The organism is Streptomyces sp. NPDC096152 (assembly GCF_044763235.1).
Classification (GTDB): Bacteria; Actinomycetota; Actinomycetes; order Streptomycetales; family Streptomycetaceae; genus Streptomyces.
The window spans coordinates 656,036-671,431 of record NZ_JBIWFW010000003.1; the positions used below are offsets into that span (position 1 = coordinate 656,036).

Below are 15,396 nucleotides of genomic sequence, written 5' to 3' on the forward strand. Positions count from 1 at the left end.
CCGGCGGTCACAGACCCGTGACCAACGGGGGACGGCCTACCCGGGGGTGAAGGTGTCGAGGGCGACGTCGAAGTGCTCCTTGGCCTCACGCACCTTCCCGACCGGCGCCGACAGCCACACGTCGTACATCCGCCCGCCCTGCTCCCAGCACAGGTCGTAGGTGTGCCGGGGGCCCTCCGCCGCGCTGAAGCCGTTCCAGCTGAACTCCCAGAGGGCGGCGGGGTGTCCGGCGTGCGTGGTGGCGGTGACCCGGCCGTCGTGGTAGCCGGGGTTGGTGGTCGGGCCCTGCGCGTCCGACCGGCGCATCACCGCGAGCGGGCCGCCGGTGCCGGGTCCGGTGACCTTGATGCCGAGGCGGAAGATCTCCCCCGGTGACAGGTAGAAGATCCGCTCGCCCTGCGGGCTGCGGGTGAAGCCGTCCGGGACGGCGAGCGAGAAGCCGGCGGGGTCCCGGACCGCGTGGTAACCCGAGGGCGCGGTGGGGCCGTTGACGGCGGGCGCGGCGGACCGCGTGACGGTGACCGTGGAGGCCGGGGTGGTGGGCCGCGAGGGCGGCCCGGGGGTCGAGGGCGCCGTGCTCGCCGAGCCGCTCGCGGACGGGCGCGGCGCCGAACTCGTCGGAGTGCCGCCCCCGCCCCCGCTCCCCTGCATCAGCAGCGCCGCGGCGGACACCCCCGCCCCGGCCATCGCGGCGACCAGCAGCGCCGCGACCAGCACCCCCCGGGTGGAGGACCGGGCGGGGGGCTCCTCCGTCCGGGCCTCGGCGGTGGGCGCGGGTCCCGGCCGGGGCAGGTCGCGCTGGGTGGCCGTGTAACGGGCCGGCGGCCGCGGTGTCCGCCCCGAGTCGAGGAAGGCCCGCAGCATCCGTTCCGCCTCGGCCGCGTCCAGCCGCAGATCCGGATCCCGCTCCAGCAGCCCCCGTACGACGGGAAGGATGGGCGCGGCCTGCGCCGGCGGCCGGATGTCGGCGGAGACGACCGCGTGCAGAATTCCCCCCAACGAGTCGCGTCGAAAGGGTGATTCACCGCTCAGGGCCGTGCACAGCAGCGCGCCGAGCGACCACAGGTCGGACGCCGGGCCGGTGCGGGACCCGGACATCCGCTCGGGCGCGGTGTACTCGGGGGAGCCGACGAAGGAGCCCGTCTCGGTGAGCGTGGTGGCGCCCGCGACCTGGGCGATGCCGAAGTCGGTGAGGACGACGCGGTCGGTGCCGGCCTCCGTCAGCACGTTGGCCGGCTTGATGTCGCGGTGCAGCACACCGGCCGCGTGCGCCGTGCGTAGCGCGCTCAGCAGGGCGATGCCGATACGGGCCGCCTCGCCCGCGTCGACGGGGCCGCGTGCCGCGATCCGGTCGGCGAGGGAGCCACCGTCGACCAGCTCCATGACGATGAAGGGGCGTTCGTCCTGCTCCACGACGTCGTGGACGACGATGATGTGCGGGTGGCGCAACTGGGCCACCGCGCGGGCCTCGCGCAGGGTGCGGTCGCGCTGGAGTCGGGCCTCCTCGGCGGACAGCGTCTCGTCGAACGGCAGTTCCTTGACCGCCACCTGACGGCCGAGCAGCTGATCGGTCGCCCGCCACACGACACCCATGCCCCCGCGCCCGAGCCGGGCCTGGAGGCGGTAGCGGCCCGCGATGACACGGCAGTCGTCCCCCTCGGTCCCCATGCGCCCCATCATGCCGCATCGGACGACCCGGTTCCGGGGCGCTGACCGGCCAAGCCACCGACGTGAACGAGCCGCCCGCCCGCCTCACTCCGGCGCACCACCGGTGAGACCGCACCCGGCGCCCGACGCCCGCCCGGCGGCCCCGCCCCGGCGCGGGACGCGACCCCGCCCGCCTCAGCCCGCGTCCGGTCGCCAGCTCTGCAGCACCGACCTGAACTGCTTCTCCGCGGTGGGCCAGTCCGCCGCGGGCGAGGACATGTAGATCGCGTACTCGACGCCCTCGCGGGACACGTAGGTCTCCTCGGCGGCGTGGCGCGGCCCGGGATAGGGCGTGTCCTTGGACAGCGCGGTCCAGGTGTACTCCCACAGGGAGCCCCGCCGGTCGCGGTAGGTGTTGGCCCGCAGGGTCACCCGCCGGTAGTCGACCAGCCGGTGGAGCTGCTGTTCCAGGTCGTTCTGGTGGTCGTGCGGGTCGGCGAAGTCCGGCGAGGTGTCGACGGCGATGCGGAGGAAGTGCTCGCCGCCGTCCGGCGTGTAGTCGACCTGGTGGGTCGCCTCGTCGAACACCGTCCGCGTCCAGTTCTCGCCGGGTACGGCGACGCTGAAGCCGTAGGGGTCGTCGCGGCGCACCCAGCCGGCCGGGAGGTTGTCGCCCGAGACGGTGCTCGGGCCGGGCGTGGGGCTGGACTTGGAGCTCGGCGCGGGCGACCCGGACGTGGCGGTGCTGGGCTGCCGGCGGGTGTCGTCCCACTTCTGCAGCGCCACCGCGGTGCCGCCGCCGATGACCGCGGCGAGCGCCACCACCAGCGCGAAGGTGCGCAGCCGGCGGTGCTTCGACGGCACGGCAGCGGTCGGCGGGGCGTGGCCGGGGCCGACCGCGGTCGGGCCGGTCGCCGGGGGGTAGGGCGTCGTGGCGGACGGGTCCGGCCCAGGACGGCCGGCCGGGTCCCGCACCGTGCCGGCCGGCTGGGCGCCGACCCGCTGGGTGGGGACGTAGGCCTGCGCGGCGTCCGGCCGACGCCCCTCCGCGGCCTCCGCGAGCATCTGCTCGGCCTCGTCGACGCCGGGACGGGCGGCCGGATCCTTGCGCAGCAGCGCGGTGATGACGGGCGCGAGCGGACCGGCGGTCCGCGGCTCGCGGGGCTCCTCGTCGACGACGGCCTGCATGGTGGTCAGCGGTGAGGTGCGGCGGAACGGCGACAGGCCCTCCGCGGCCGTGTAGAGGGTGGCGCCGAGCGCCCACAGGTCGGAGGCCGGGCCGGGGTCGTGGCCGCGGACCCGCTCGGGGGCGAGGTAGTCGACCGAGCCGACGACCTCTCCGGTGCGGGTGATGGTGGTGTCGCCCTCTATCTGGGCGATGCCGAAGTCGGTGAGCAGGACCCGGCCGTCCCGGCCGAGCAGCACGTTGCCGGGCTTGACGTCGCGGTGCAGCACCCCGGCGGTGTGCGCGGCGCGCAGCGCGCGCAGCACCCACAGGCCGATCCGGGCGGCCTCCGTGGGCTCCAGGCGGCCCTGTTCCTTGACCGCGTCCGCGAGGGAGTGGCCCTCGACCAGCTCCATCACGATCCACGGGCGGCCGTCGTGCTCCAGTACGTCGTGCACGGTGACGACGGCGGAGTGGTTGATCCGCGCGGCCGCGCGGGCCTCGGCCCGGGTGCGCGCGAGGAGGACCGCCCGGTCGCTCTCGGAGACGTACAGCGCGGCGGTCAACTCCTTGATGGCGACGGCCCGGTGCAGCACCTCGTCGTGCGCCCGCCACACCCGGCCCATGCCGCCGCTGCCGATGGCGTCGGCGAGCCGGTAGCGGCCCGCGAGGAGCAGGCCCTGCATCTGATTCACGTTTCCCCGCAATGTTCTTGTCAGGGGTCAGCGTAAGGACAGGCCCTCGAACTGGGAACCTGAGGGGTGCCAAGGAAACCGCACTGTGACGGTTGTCGCTTCCCGGGGCGGGCGGGAACCGTTCGGCTCAGCCGGTGAACCGGTAGGTGGCGGACGCCTGCTCGTACAGCTTGGTCACCTGGTCCTTCTGGCTCTCCGGACCGCGCACCTGGACCACGTGGTACTGGCCGTCCTGGAGGATGGCCAGATTTCGCACGAACAGCGCCCGTCCGCTCGCGTCGGTCCAGGTGAACTGCCCCTCGGCCATGGTCCGTCCGCCCACCTGGATGGTCCGCATCCCGGAGGAGGTGGCCCAGCTGGAGTCGCGGTAGCCCCGCAACTCGGTCTCCTTCTCCCGCTGGTACGTCATCGGGTCGCTGCCGAACTCGGCGGCGCTGTCCCGGCCGGGCACGACGATGAGCTCGAAGCCGCCCCGGGAGTACACCACCTGGTCCCGGTCGTTCCGGGGGGTGCGGCTCCAGCCCTCGGCGACGGCGACCTGGAAGCCCTCGGCGTCCTTGCGCAGGGCGAAGCCGTCGGCGACACCGGGGTCGGTGGTCTGCGTCTCGGCCGAACCGGCGGACCGCGAGGGGCTGTTGCCGGGGTCCGGCGAGGACTTGCCGCCCCCGGGCGCGCCGCTCGCGTCGCCCCCCGAGGGGGCCGGGGCGGGGGACGCGTCACCGGCGGTCGAGGTGCGGTCGGTCCCCGACGCGCCGTCCTCCCCGGCCTTCGGCATGAACAGCGTCGCGTAGGCGACCGCGGCGGCCAGCAGGAGCAGGATCAGCAGGATCAGGGTGCGGCCGAGGCTGCGCGGCGAACGAGACTCCTGCCTGGCCCGCTTGTGCCGCCCGTGCGGTGCGGGCAGCCCTGCGCGCCGCCGCCGCACCAGTTCGCCGCGGCGGCGGACGATGGGCAGCCGGCTCGGGTCGGTGGGCGGGGCGGCGACGACGTGCGCGCCGGCGTCGGGTTCGGGCGCGGAGCGCACCAGCGAGCGCAGCCAGCCGCGCAGTTCCTCGAAGTCCGGTCGCTCGGTGGGGTCCTGACGCAGCAGCGACTCCACCACCGGGCGCAGCGGTCCGCACTCCTCGGCGAAGGCGGGTGGCTCGGCGCACACCATCTGCACGAGCTCGGCCGTGGACTCCTCCGGGTACGGGGCGTGCCCCTGGACGGCACGGAACAGCAGGGCGCCCAGGGCCCAGAGGTCGGTCGCGGGCCCGATGGGCGCGGCGAGCTGCCAGTTCTCGTGCACGGGCCCGGCCTGTTCGGGCGCCCAGCGCTCGGTGACCGGTCCCACCACGGTCATCCGCGCCTGCCGCGCCCGTTCGGCGGCGAGCGCGGTGGCGGGACCGCGCCGCGCGGCGGCGGTGCCGTCCACGAGGTCGTCCCAGCGGGCGGCCGCCGGGCCGGGGGTACGGGCGGCGCCGCTCGCGAGCTCGGGCGCCCCGGACACGGGGAGGGCCCCGGCGGCGGGACCGGCCGTACCGGACGAGGAACCGGGCCCGAGTGCGCCCGCCGCCGGGGCGGCGCCGGGGCGGGGGGCGGCCCCGGGCGCGGGGACGTACGGATCGCTGCCGGGCCCAGGGGCCGTACCGGACCCGGGGGCGAACGGACCACTGCGGGGCGCGGGGGCTCCGGGCGCCGGGGCGTACGGTCCGCTGCCGGGACGTGCGCCGTTCCAGGGTGGGGGCTGAACACCGTAGGGGTCGGCGATCCGGCCGGGGGGCGTGGTGCCGGTCCCCGGCTCCTCGGGCGCTCCCGGGGCGTACGGCTGGTCTCCGGGGGTGCCGGCCAGGGCGACGCCGTCGGCGGGCGGCCTGGCGGCGGGCAGCGCGGCGCGTGTGCTCTCCTGCGCCTCCTGCACCCGGGCCGCGGCCCGCGCTCCGGCGCGGTACGCGGCGATCGCCCCGGCCCGCGCCGCCCGGGCGTCCCCGCCGCTCTCCACAGCGCGCCGGGCGACCGCGCCCGACGGCCCGCCGCCGCGCGCCGGATCGGCCCCGGCGCCGGACCCGGTCCCGGGCAGCCCTCTGGCCTCCCGCGCCTCGATCGCCGCCCGTCGCGCGGCCTCGGGATCCTCCGCGGCGTATCCACCGCCGCCCGCGGAGCCCCCGGCACCGACGCCGGGGAAGCCCCCACGCCCGTCTGGGCCGCGCACACCACCGCCGAAGCGGTCCGAGCGGTCCGAGCGGTCCGAGCGGTCCGAGCGGTCCGAGCGGTCCGAGCGGTCCGAGCCACCGAAGCGGTCCGAGCGCTCCGAGCCGCCGAAGCGATCGAAGTCGCCGGAGTGGTCCAAGTGGCCCGGGGCGTCCCCCGGGTCGCCGCCGGCCTGTTCGTCCGGCGCCGGTACGGGGTCGTACCCGCACAGCGCCTCCTCCGCCGCGCCGACCGCGAGGCCGGTCAGCATCACCCGGCCGTCGTCGCAGACGAGGACCGTGCGGGCGGTGATGTTGCGGTGCACCCAGCCGTGGGCGTGCAGCACACGCAGGGCCATGAGGACGTCGGAGGCGACCTCGGCCGCCCGGTAGGGCGTCAGGGGCCGCTGGGCGAGCAGGGCCGCCAGGGGCCGCGCCGCGACCAGCTCACTGACGATCCACAGCGAACCGCCCTCGGCGAACACGTCGAAGACCTGGTCGAGCCGCGGATGGTCGGGGATGCGCGCCGCCGCCTGCGCGGCCTCCACCGCCCGCCGCACCGCGGGATCGGTGGGCCGCCGTGTCGCCGCCCGCGCCGGGGACCGCCGCGGGGAACCGTCGCGGGCCGTGAACCCGGCGGGCAGCCCGTCCGCGTCGAGCACCTCCGCCTCGACCACCTCCGGCAACGGCACCTGGCGGACGAGGACTTCCTGCCCGCTGTAGGTGTCGAAGGCCCGGGTCTCGGTGAGTTCGTACTCGTCGGACGGGGGCAGCGGCAGGCGGTAGCGATCGGCGAGCACCCGGCCCGCATAGTCGTCCACGTTGCCCTCCCCGGCCCCACGGTCGGTCAGTTCCGTTCGTGACGCGCCCCGTTCACGCCGCTTACGGTCCGCAACCACTCACGATACGTGCCCCGGGCAACCCGCAGAGAGGGGATGCCGGATCTCGCACCGCGAACCGGGGTCCGTCGGCCTCAGGACTTCGGTTCGAAGGTCTTCGTCAGCGTCTGCCATGTGTTCTTGCGCAGCCCGCTGTCCCAGTTCGCGTCCTTCGCGGTGTACATCAGGGCATGTCCGAGATGGTCGTTGACGACGAAGCCACGGTCGATGGTGTGGTACCCGATCCCGCCGTCGGAGTAGGTGAACTCCCAGTCGGCCGTGTTCCAGCCGCGGTACTCCACCTTCTCGATACGGATCCGGTGGTACTGCGGACGCACCATGTACCGTTCCTGGTTCTTCCAGTCGGCGACCGGGTCGTCCTTGGGCGTCGAGGTGTAGGCGACCAGCAGCTTCTGCCCGTCGGGGCCGGTGAAGCGGACGCCAGCGGAGTCCGTGGCCGCGTACTTCCACCCCGCGGGCAGCCCGATGGAGAAGCCCTGGGCGCTCTTGTACGTCGACGCCGCCCCGTCGCCGCCCTTGGAGCCAGAGCCGGAGCCGCCCGAACCGGAGTTGCCGTCGCCCGGGGTGCCGGAGGCACCGCTCGCACTCGGCGTGCCGGCTCCCGCCGACCCGGAACCCGGCTGGGCCCCGCCGCTCGGGTCCTTCTTGGTCGAGGGCCCGGCGGAGGCGGAGGAACCCGCGGACGTGCGGCCCGCGCCGCCCTCGGCTCCCTTCCCGCCGTCGCCGCCGAGGGTGAGCCAGAGGACGGCGCCGATCACGGCCAGCGCCACGACCACCGCGATGATCACCAGCGTGCGCCGCGGGACGACGTCGGTGAGCGGCGCCCTGGGGGCCGGGCGCGGCGGCAGGTCCGGCGGCGGCACCACGGGCCACCCGGAACTGGTTCGTCCGCCCTGGGCAGGGGCACCGCCCGAGGACGTCGCGGTCCCGGTGCCGGCCGCGGCCCCGGTCGCGGCGGCACCCGGCGTACCGGCCTCCGCCTTCTCCGCCGAGTCGGCCGCGCCCGCCGCCTTCGCCGACGCAGCCGACTCCGCCGCCTTCGCCGACTCAGCCGCGGAACCCTCTCCGGAGCCCGCCGAACCGGCGCCGTCGGTGGCCGTCTTGGTGCGGGCCGCGGCGGCCGAGGCGGCCACCCCGGCCGCCCCGGCGGCCTTGCGTACGGAGCGCAGCGCCCCGCGCAGCCGCTCGCCCGACTCCTCGCCGCGCTTGCCGCCGGAGGCCTTCGAGCCGGCCCCGCCCTCAGGCCCGCCGGGCTGCTCCGGCAGCGGTACGACCTTGGTCGCGTCCGCCGGCGGCTCCGGCTCGGTCTGCTTCGTCGCGGGCGACCGCAGGACGCGGTGCAGCATCGCCCGGGCGCCCGCGTCGTCGAGCCGCTGGGCCGGATCCTTGCTGAGCAGCCCGTAGATGACGTCCCGCAGCGGCCCCGCGTTCTTGGGCTCCTCCAGTTGCTCGGTCATCACCGCGGTCAGGGTGGCGATCGCCGACCCCTTGTCGTACGGGGGGACGCCCTCGACCGCCGCGTAGAGCAGGCCGCCGAGCGACCACAGGTCCGCCGCCGGGCCCGGCTTGTGCCCGCGGGCGCGCTCCGGGGAGATGTAGGAGGGGGCGCCCACGAGCATTCCGGTGGAGGTGATGGACGGGTCGCCCTCGACCTGCGCGATGCCGAAGTCGGTGAGCACCACCCGGCCGTCGTCGGCGATGAGCACGTTCGACGGCTTCACGTCGCGGTGCAGGATGCCCTGGCGGTGCGCGGAGCGCAGCACGTCGAGGATCGCCAGTCCGACCTCCGCCGCCCGCACGGGCTCCAGCACGCCGTCCTCACGGATGACCTCGGCGAGCGACTTGCCCTCGACGAGCTCCATCACGATCCACGGCCGGTCGTCCTCGTCGACCACGTCGTAGACCGTCACCGCGCTGGTGTTGCGGATCCGCGCGATGGCCTTGGCCTCGCGCAGGGTGCGCGTGATCAGGCGCCGCTTCTCGTCCTCGTCGATGTTCGTCGGGAACCGCAGCTCCTTCACGGCGACCGTACGGCCGAGGGTCTCGTCCTCGGCGCGCCACACCGTGCCCATGCCGCCGCGGCCGAGCACGTCCCCCAGCCGGTACCGCCCGGCGAGAAGACGCCCGTGGTTGTCCTGACGAGTGTCCTGACGGGATGTCCCCGCCCGCTCCGGCTCCGACATGCGTCCCCTCATGCAACCCGCCCTGACAGAGCCCCCATTGTCTCTCACCCGACAAGTGCTCGACGCCCAGGGTGCCCCTGGACACGCCCTGAGTCGCACGTGAACGACGGTTCACGTGAGGCGGGATGACGGCCCGTGACAAAGGAGCACCCTCGGGTGCCGACCCTTCGGACACTTCCGGCCATACCCCGCGCCGCCTCCGTCGTCCCGCACACGACAACACCTGCCCGGCCGTCCTTCGTTCACACCGCTACAGCGGCACGATGTCCGGCGCCCCCAGCCGTGCCGCGTCGGCCGTCAGGTCGTCGGGCTGGCGCTGCGACTCCCGCTCGGCCTCGACCCGCTTCTCGTAGTGCTCGACCTCGCGCTCTATCTGGTCCTTGCCCCAGCCCAGCACCGGCGCCATCAGCTCGGCGGCCTCGCGGGCGCTGAGGGTGCCCCGGTCGAACGTCTCGATGGAGATGCGGGTCCGCCGGGTCAGCACGTCGTCCAGATGGCGGGCGCCCTCGTGCGAGGCGGCGTAGACGACCTCGGCGCGCAGGTAGTCGTCGGCCGCCCGCAGCGGCGCGCCCAGGGACGGGTCGTCGGCGATGAGGTCGAGGACCTCCCCCGCCGCGGTCCCGTACCGGTTCAGCAGGTGCTCCACGCGGACCACGTGGATGCCGGTCTCGGCGGCGATGCGCGCCCGCGCGTTCCACATCGCCCGGTAGCCCTCCGCGCCGAGCAGCGGGACGTCCTCGGTGACGCACTCGGCCACCCGCATGTCCAGCCCGTGCACGGCCTCGTCCACCGCGTCCTTGGCCATCACCCGGTACGTCGTGTACTTGCCGCCCGCAACCACCACGAGCCCAGGCGCCGGGTGGGCGACGGTGTGCTCGCGCGACAGCTTGCTGGTGGCATCGGACTCGCCGGCGAGCAGCGGGCGCAGACCCGCGTACACGCCCTGGACGTCGTCGCGGCCGAGGGGCACCGCGAGCACCGAGTTCACATGCTCCAGCAGGTAGTCGATGTCGGCGCTGGAGGCGGCCGGGTGCGCCTTGTCGAGGTCCCAGTCGGTGTCGGTGGTGCCGACGATCCAGTGCCGTCCCCAGGGGATCACGAACAGCACGGACTTCTCGGTGCGCAGGATCAGCCCGCTGGTGGAGTTGATGCGGTCCTTCGGCACGACCAGGTGGACGCCCTTGGACGCCCGGACGTGGAACTGGCCCCGCTCGCCCACCATCGCCTGGGTGTCGTCGGTCCACACGCCGGTGGCGTTGACGACCTGCTTGGCGCGGATCTCGTACTCGCCGCCGCCGTCCACGTCCCGCACCCTGGCGCCGACGACGCGCTCGCCCTCGCGCAGGAAGCCGGTGACGCGGGCGCGGTTGGCGGCCTTCGCGCCGTACGACACCGCGGTGCGCACCAGGGCGGTCACGAAGCGGGCGTCATCGACCTGGGCGTCGTAGTACTGCAGCGCGCCGACGAGCGCGTCCTTCTTCAAGCAGGGCGCGACCCGCAGGGCGTGACGGCGGGTCAGGTGGCGGTGCAGGGGCAGGCCCCGGCCGTGTCCGCGGGCCATCGACATGGCGTCGTAGAGCGCGACGCCCGATCCGGCGTACAGGCGCTCCCAGCCCATGTGCTGGAGCGGGTACAGGAACGGCACGGGCTTGACCAGGTGCGGGGCGATCCTCTCCAGCAGCAGGCCGCGCTCCTTGAGTGCCTCACGGACGAGCGCGAAGTCGAGCATCTCCAGATAGCGCAGTCCGCCGTGTATCAGCTTGCTGGACCGGCTGGACGTGCCCGAGGCCCAGTCGCGGGCCTCGACCAGGCCCGTGGCCAGGCCGCGCGTCGCGGCGTCGAGGGCCGTGCCCGCACCGACCACGCCCGCGCCCACGACCAGTACGTCCAGCTCGCGCTCGGCCATTCCCGCCAGGGACTCGGCGCGCTGCGCCGGCCCGAGTGTCGCTGTCCTCACTGCCGCCTCCCGCTGTCGGTCGCGCCGGCCGCACCCGTCGGGCGAAGCCCGTTCCCGTTGCTCTCTTCGCTGCTGTTCCCGCTCCGGTTGCCGTTCCCTTCTTCCCCATGCCCAAATTCTGACCGCCTCGCCCGACTTCAGCCACCAGTCGCCCCCAGCCTGTGGACAACCCTCCCCGCCACACCGAGAAACACGCTGGTCAATCCCACAAAACGGTCATATTTACTCCTAGTCTGACATTGCGCTCGCTCGTTCTGTCCACAGGGCTTGCGCACCTGCCCCACCTCGGTTATTGGGAAGGACGGCCCACGCCATGCCCGCAGACCTCGCCGTCATCGGACTCGGTCCTTTCGGCCTGCCCCTGGCCCAGGCCGCCGTCGCCGCCGGCATCCCGACCCTCGGGTACCGGACGGGCGCCGAGGCCGGCTCCCTGAGCCCCGCCGAGGTGCGCCGGATGCTCTCGGGGGGCTTCCGGCACGCCAGCAACCCGGCCGAGCTGGGTCGGGTGCGCACCGCGGTCATCTGCGCGCCGACCCCGCGGGGTGCCGACGGCGGGCTCGACCTGAGCCAGGTGGAGACCGCCGCCCGCACCCTCGCCGGGCAGCTGCGCCCGCACACCACGGTGATCCTGGAGTCGCCCGTGTACCCGGGCACCACGGAGGACGTGCTGCGGCCGCTGCTGGAGAAGGGGTCGGGACTGCGCGCGGGGCGCGACTTCCACCTCGCCTACTCGCCGAGCCGCGTCGACCCGGGCAACCGCGAGTTCACCCCGGCCGGCACGCCGAAGGTGATCGGGGGCCTCACCCCCGCCTGCACCGAGTCGGCCGCCGCCTTCTACGGGCGGCTCACCGACAAGGTCGTCCGCGCGCGCGGGCCGCGCGAGGCGGAGACCGTGCAGCTCCTGGAGACCAACTACCGGCACGTCAACATCGCCCTGGTCAACGAGATGGCCGTGCTCTGCCACGACCTGGGCGTGGACCTGTGGGACGTCGTGCGGTGCGCGGAGACCAAGCCGTTCGGCTTCCAGGCCTTCCGGCCCGGCCCCGGCGTGGGCGGCCACGGCCTCCCGCTGGACCTGACCGGGCCGGCGGGCCGCGGACTGCGCATGGTCGAGCTGGCCCAGCAGGTCAACAGCCGGATGCCGCGCTATGTCATCCAGCGCGCCGCCGCCCTGCTGAACGAGCACGGCAAGTCCGCCCGCGGCGCGCGCGTGCTGCTGCTCGGCGTCACCTACAAGCCCGACCTGGCCGACCTCCAGGGGACGCCCGCCCGGGAGATCGCCGGCCGGCTGATGGAGCTCGGCGCCTCCGTCAGCTACCACGACCCGTACGTGCCGTCCTGGAGCGTCCTGAACCGCCCGGTCCCCCGCGCGGACTCCCTCTACGAGGCGGTGGCCGACGCCGACCTCACGATCCTGCTCCAGCACCACCGCACGTACGACCTCCAGGGCCTGTCGGTGAAGGCCCAGCTCCTGCTGGACACCCGGGGAGCCGCGCCGACGGGGGCGGCGCACCGGTTGTGAAGGGGGGCGCGTGCGGCAGCGGCCTCGTGGGCTCCGCCTGTTTTCGTACGGTACCGGCGTACAGCACCGAGTGCCAGCGACCTCTGGCCGGTCACGGACGTTACCGACCCGGCACGGCCGCACCTCGCGCATTCGGGCCCGAAGGCAACCGTGCGCCCCCGACCGCGACACGCGCCCCCACCTGGGCAGACCCGGCGCATACGAAGGGGCCCGGACACCCACCTGTGTGAGTGTCCGGGCCCCTGGCGGGAGCGCTGTCGGGGCTACCGCCGGTGCTGCGAGTCCGCGACCGTGACCTCCACCCGCTGGAACTCCTTGAGCTCGCTGTAGCCGGTGGTGGCCATGGCGCGGCGCAGGGCGCCGAAGAAGTTCATGGAGCCGTCGGGGGTGTGGGACGGGCCCGTGAGGACCTCCTCGATGGTGCCGACCGTGCCGAGGCCGACCTTCTGGCCGCGCGGGAGCTCCTCGTTCACGGCCTCCATGCCCCAGTGGTGACCCTTGCCGGGCGCGTCCGTGGCACGGGCCAGCGGGGAGCCCATCATCACCGCGTCGGCGCCGCAGGCGATCGCCTTCGGCAGGTCGCCGGACCAGCCGACACCGCCGTCGGCGATCACGTGCACGTACCGGCCCCCGGACTCGTCCATGTAGTCGCGGCGGGCGGCGGCCACGTCGGCCACGGCCGTGGCCATGGGGACCTGGATGCCCAGCACGTTGCGCGTGGTGTGCGCGGCGCCGCCGCCGAAGCCGACCAGGACGCCCGCCGCACCGGTGCGCATCAGGTGCAGGGCCGCGGTGTACGTGGCGCAGCCGCCGACGATCACCGGGACGTCGAGCTCGTAGATGAACTGCTTCAGGTTGAGCGGCTCGTGCGAGGAGGAGACGTGCTCCGCCGACACCGTGGTGCCGCGGATGACGAAGATGTCCACGCCGGCGTCCACCACGGCCTTGGAGAACTGCGCCGTGCGCTGCGGGGAGAGCGCGGCCGCGGTGACCACCCCCGCGTCGCGCACCTCCTTGATGCGCCTGCCGATCAGCTCCTCCTTGATGGGAGCCGCGTAGATCTCCTGCAGGCGCCGGGTGGCCCGCTCCGCAGGCAGCGCGGCGATCTCGTCCAGCAGCGGCTGCGGGTCCTCGTGCCGCGTCCACAGGCCCTCGAGGTTCAGCACGCCGAGGCCGCCGAGCTCGCCGATGCGGATCGCGGTGGCCGGGGAGACGACGGAGTCCATGGGGGCGGCCAGGAAGGGCAGCTCGAAGCGGTAGGCGTCGATCTGCCAGGCGATCGAGACCTCCTTCGGGTCCCGCGTACGGCGGCTGGGGACGACGGCGATGTCGTCGAAGGCGTACGCCCGGCGGCCGCGCTTGCCGCGCCCGATCTCGATCTCAGTCACGTCTGTGGCCTTTCCCTGATGCGTTTCAGCGTCTTCCAGTATCGCCGACGGACACGACAGGGGCGGCCCCGGAGGACCCGGGGCCGCCCCTGAACGGCCTTCACGCGCCGCACGCGCGCCCGTGCGTCAGTCCTTGTTGCTGTAGTTCGGCGCCTCGACCGTCATCTGGATGTCGTGCGGGTGGCTCTCCTTGAGGCCCGCGGAGGTGATCCGGACGAAGTGGCCCTTGGACTCCATCTCCTCGACGGTGGCGGCGCCCACGTAGCCCATCGTCTGGCGCAGTCCGCCGACGAGCTGGTGCAGCACGTTGGACAGCGGACCGCGGTAGGGCACCTGGCCCTCGATGCCCTCGGGCACGAGCTTCTCGTCGGCGGTCACATCGGCCTGGAAGTAGCGGTCCTTCGAGTACGACCGGCCCTGGCCGCGGGACTGCATGGCGCCCAGCGAGCCCATGCCGCGGTACGACTTGAACTGCTTGCCGTTGATGAACATCAGCTCGCCCGGGGACTCCTCGCAGCCGGCCAGCAGGCTGCCCAGCATGACCGTGTCCGCACCGGCGGCCAGCGCCTTGCCGATGTCGCCGGAGTACTGCAGACCACCGTCGCCGATCAGGGGGACGCCGGCCGGACGGGCGGCGCGGGAGGCCTCGTAGATGGCGGTGACCTGGGGGACGCCGATGCCGGCGACCACACGGGTCGTGCAGATGGAGCCGGGGCCGACGCCCACCTTGATGCCGTCGACACCGGCGTCGATGAGCGCCTGGGCGCCGTCGCGGGTGGCGACGTTGCCGCCGATCACATCGATGTTCACGCTGGACTTGATCTTCGACATCCAGCTGAGGGCGTTGCTGTTGTGGCCGTGCGAGGTGTCGACCACCAGGAAGTCCACACCGACCTCGGCGAGCGCCTGGGCGCGCTCCAGCGCCTCGGGGCTCGCGCCCACGGCGGCACCGACGAGCAGCCGGCCCTCGGCGTCCTTGGCGGCGTTCGGGTACTTCTCCGCCTTGACGAAGTCCTTGACCGTGATCAGGCCCTTGAGGACGCCCTGGTCGTCGACGAGCGGCAGCTTCTCGATCTTGTGCTTGCGCAGCAGCTCCATGGCCTCGGGCCCGGAGATGCCGACCTTGCCGGTGACCAGCGGCATCGGGGTCATGATCTCGCGCACCTGACGGCTGCGGTCGGACTCGAAGGCCATGTCGCGGTTGGTCACGATGCCGAGCAGCTTGCCGGCCGGGTCGGTGACCGGGACGCCGCTGATGCGGAACTTGGCGCACAGGGCGTCCGCCTCGGCGAGCGTGGCTTCCGGGTGCACCGTGATCGGGTCGGTGACCATGCCGGACTCGGACCGCTTCACCAGGTCGACCTGGTTGACCTGGTCCTCGACGGAGAGGTTGCGGTGCAGCACGCCGACGCCGCCCAGCCGGGCCATCGCGATCGCCATGCGGGACTCGGTCACCTTGTCCATCGCCGCCGACAGCAGCGGGATGTTGACCCGGACGTTGCGGGAGATACGGGACGAGGTGTCGACCGCGTTGGGGAGCACCTCGGATGCGCCCGGCAGCAGCAGCACGTCGTCGTAGGTCAGCCCGAGTGTCGCGAATTTACCGGGCACTCCGTCGACGTTGGCAGTCATGACACCTTCCCCAAATGGCCTTGATCGGTGCGGATGTCCATGCTAGCGGGAAGCGCGGCTGGCTTATTCCACGGTCCGGGGAGGCCTACGGCTTCGTATGTTCGTACGGAAGCGGGTGGACGCCCGTTCACCGGCCGCCC

The 15,396-nt window shown here is 73.9% G+C and carries 8 protein-coding genes; 1 reads left to right on the forward strand and 7 read right to left on the reverse strand.

Features of this window, described 5'->3' with window-relative positions:
* Positions 1-36 precede the first annotated feature (36 nt).
* The 5 genes from ACIQ9G_RS13155 to ACIQ9G_RS13175 all read right to left on the reverse strand — a co-directional run bounded on the left by ACIQ9G_RS13155 (position 37) and on the right by ACIQ9G_RS13175 (position 10,714).
* Positions 37-1,668: a protein kinase gene (locus ACIQ9G_RS13155; protein WP_403608560.1), complete on the reverse strand. Its 1,632-nt coding sequence runs from the start codon at positions 1,666-1,668 to the stop codon at positions 37-39.
* A gap of 174 nt (positions 1,669-1,842) precedes the next feature.
* Positions 1,843-3,498, reverse strand: a complete 1,656-nt coding sequence (locus ACIQ9G_RS13160; protein WP_403608825.1) for a protein kinase — start codon at positions 3,496-3,498, stop codon at positions 1,843-1,845.
* Positions 3,499-3,634: 136 nt separating this feature from the next.
* Complete coding sequence (locus ACIQ9G_RS13165) at positions 3,635-6,496, reverse strand: protein kinase (RefSeq protein ID WP_403608561.1); 2,862 nt, start codon at positions 6,494-6,496, stop codon at positions 3,635-3,637.
* Between the two features lie 152 nt (positions 6,497-6,648).
* On the reverse strand, positions 6,649-8,757 hold the full coding sequence (locus tag ACIQ9G_RS13170; protein WP_403608562.1) for a serine/threonine-protein kinase: 2,109 nt from the start codon (positions 8,755-8,757) through the stop codon (positions 6,649-6,651).
* Positions 8,758-9,007: 250 nt separating this feature from the next.
* Positions 9,008-10,714, reverse strand: a complete 1,707-nt coding sequence (locus ACIQ9G_RS13175) for a glycerol-3-phosphate dehydrogenase/oxidase (RefSeq protein WP_403608563.1) — start codon at positions 10,712-10,714, stop codon at positions 9,008-9,010.
* A 313-nt stretch (positions 10,715-11,027) separates the two neighbouring features.
* Between ACIQ9G_RS13175 and ACIQ9G_RS13180 the strand changes: the two genes are divergently transcribed.
* Complete coding sequence (locus ACIQ9G_RS13180; protein WP_403608564.1) at positions 11,028-12,236, forward strand: nucleotide sugar dehydrogenase; 1,209 nt, start codon at positions 11,028-11,030, stop codon at positions 12,234-12,236.
* Between the two features lie 263 nt (positions 12,237-12,499).
* On the opposite strand, the gene ACIQ9G_RS13185 is transcribed toward ACIQ9G_RS13180, so the two are convergent.
* The gene (locus ACIQ9G_RS13185; RefSeq protein WP_403608565.1) at positions 12,500-13,624 is read right to left on the reverse strand and encodes a GuaB3 family IMP dehydrogenase-related protein; all 1,125 of its coding nucleotides are present in this window, start codon (positions 13,622-13,624) and stop codon (positions 12,500-12,502) included.
* Positions 13,625-13,750: 126 nt separating this feature from the next.
* Positions 13,751-15,256: an IMP dehydrogenase gene (gene guaB / locus ACIQ9G_RS13190; protein ID WP_403608566.1), complete on the reverse strand. Its 1,506-nt coding sequence runs from the start codon at positions 15,254-15,256 to the stop codon at positions 13,751-13,753.
* Between the last annotated feature and the right edge of the window lie 140 nt (positions 15,257-15,396).

Coding starts and splice junctions, on each gene's coding strand:
- ACIQ9G_RS13155 (WP_403608560.1), bottom strand. CDS start 1,668: ATGGGGACCGAGGGGGACGACTGCCGTGTCATCGCGGGCCGCTACCGC.
- ACIQ9G_RS13160 (WP_403608825.1), bottom strand. CDS start 3,498: ATGCAGGGCCTGCTCCTCGCGGGCCGCTACCGGCTCGCCGACGCCATC.
- ACIQ9G_RS13170 (WP_403608562.1), bottom strand. CDS start 8,757: ATGTCGGAGCCGGAGCGGGCGGGGACATCCCGTCAGGACACTCGTCAG.
- ACIQ9G_RS13180 (WP_403608564.1), top strand. CDS start 11,028: ATGCCCGCAGACCTCGCCGTCATCGGACTCGGTCCTTTCGGCCTGCCC.
- guaB (WP_403608566.1), bottom strand. CDS start 15,256: ATGACTGCCAACGTCGACGGAGTGCCCGGTAAATTCGCGACACTCGGG.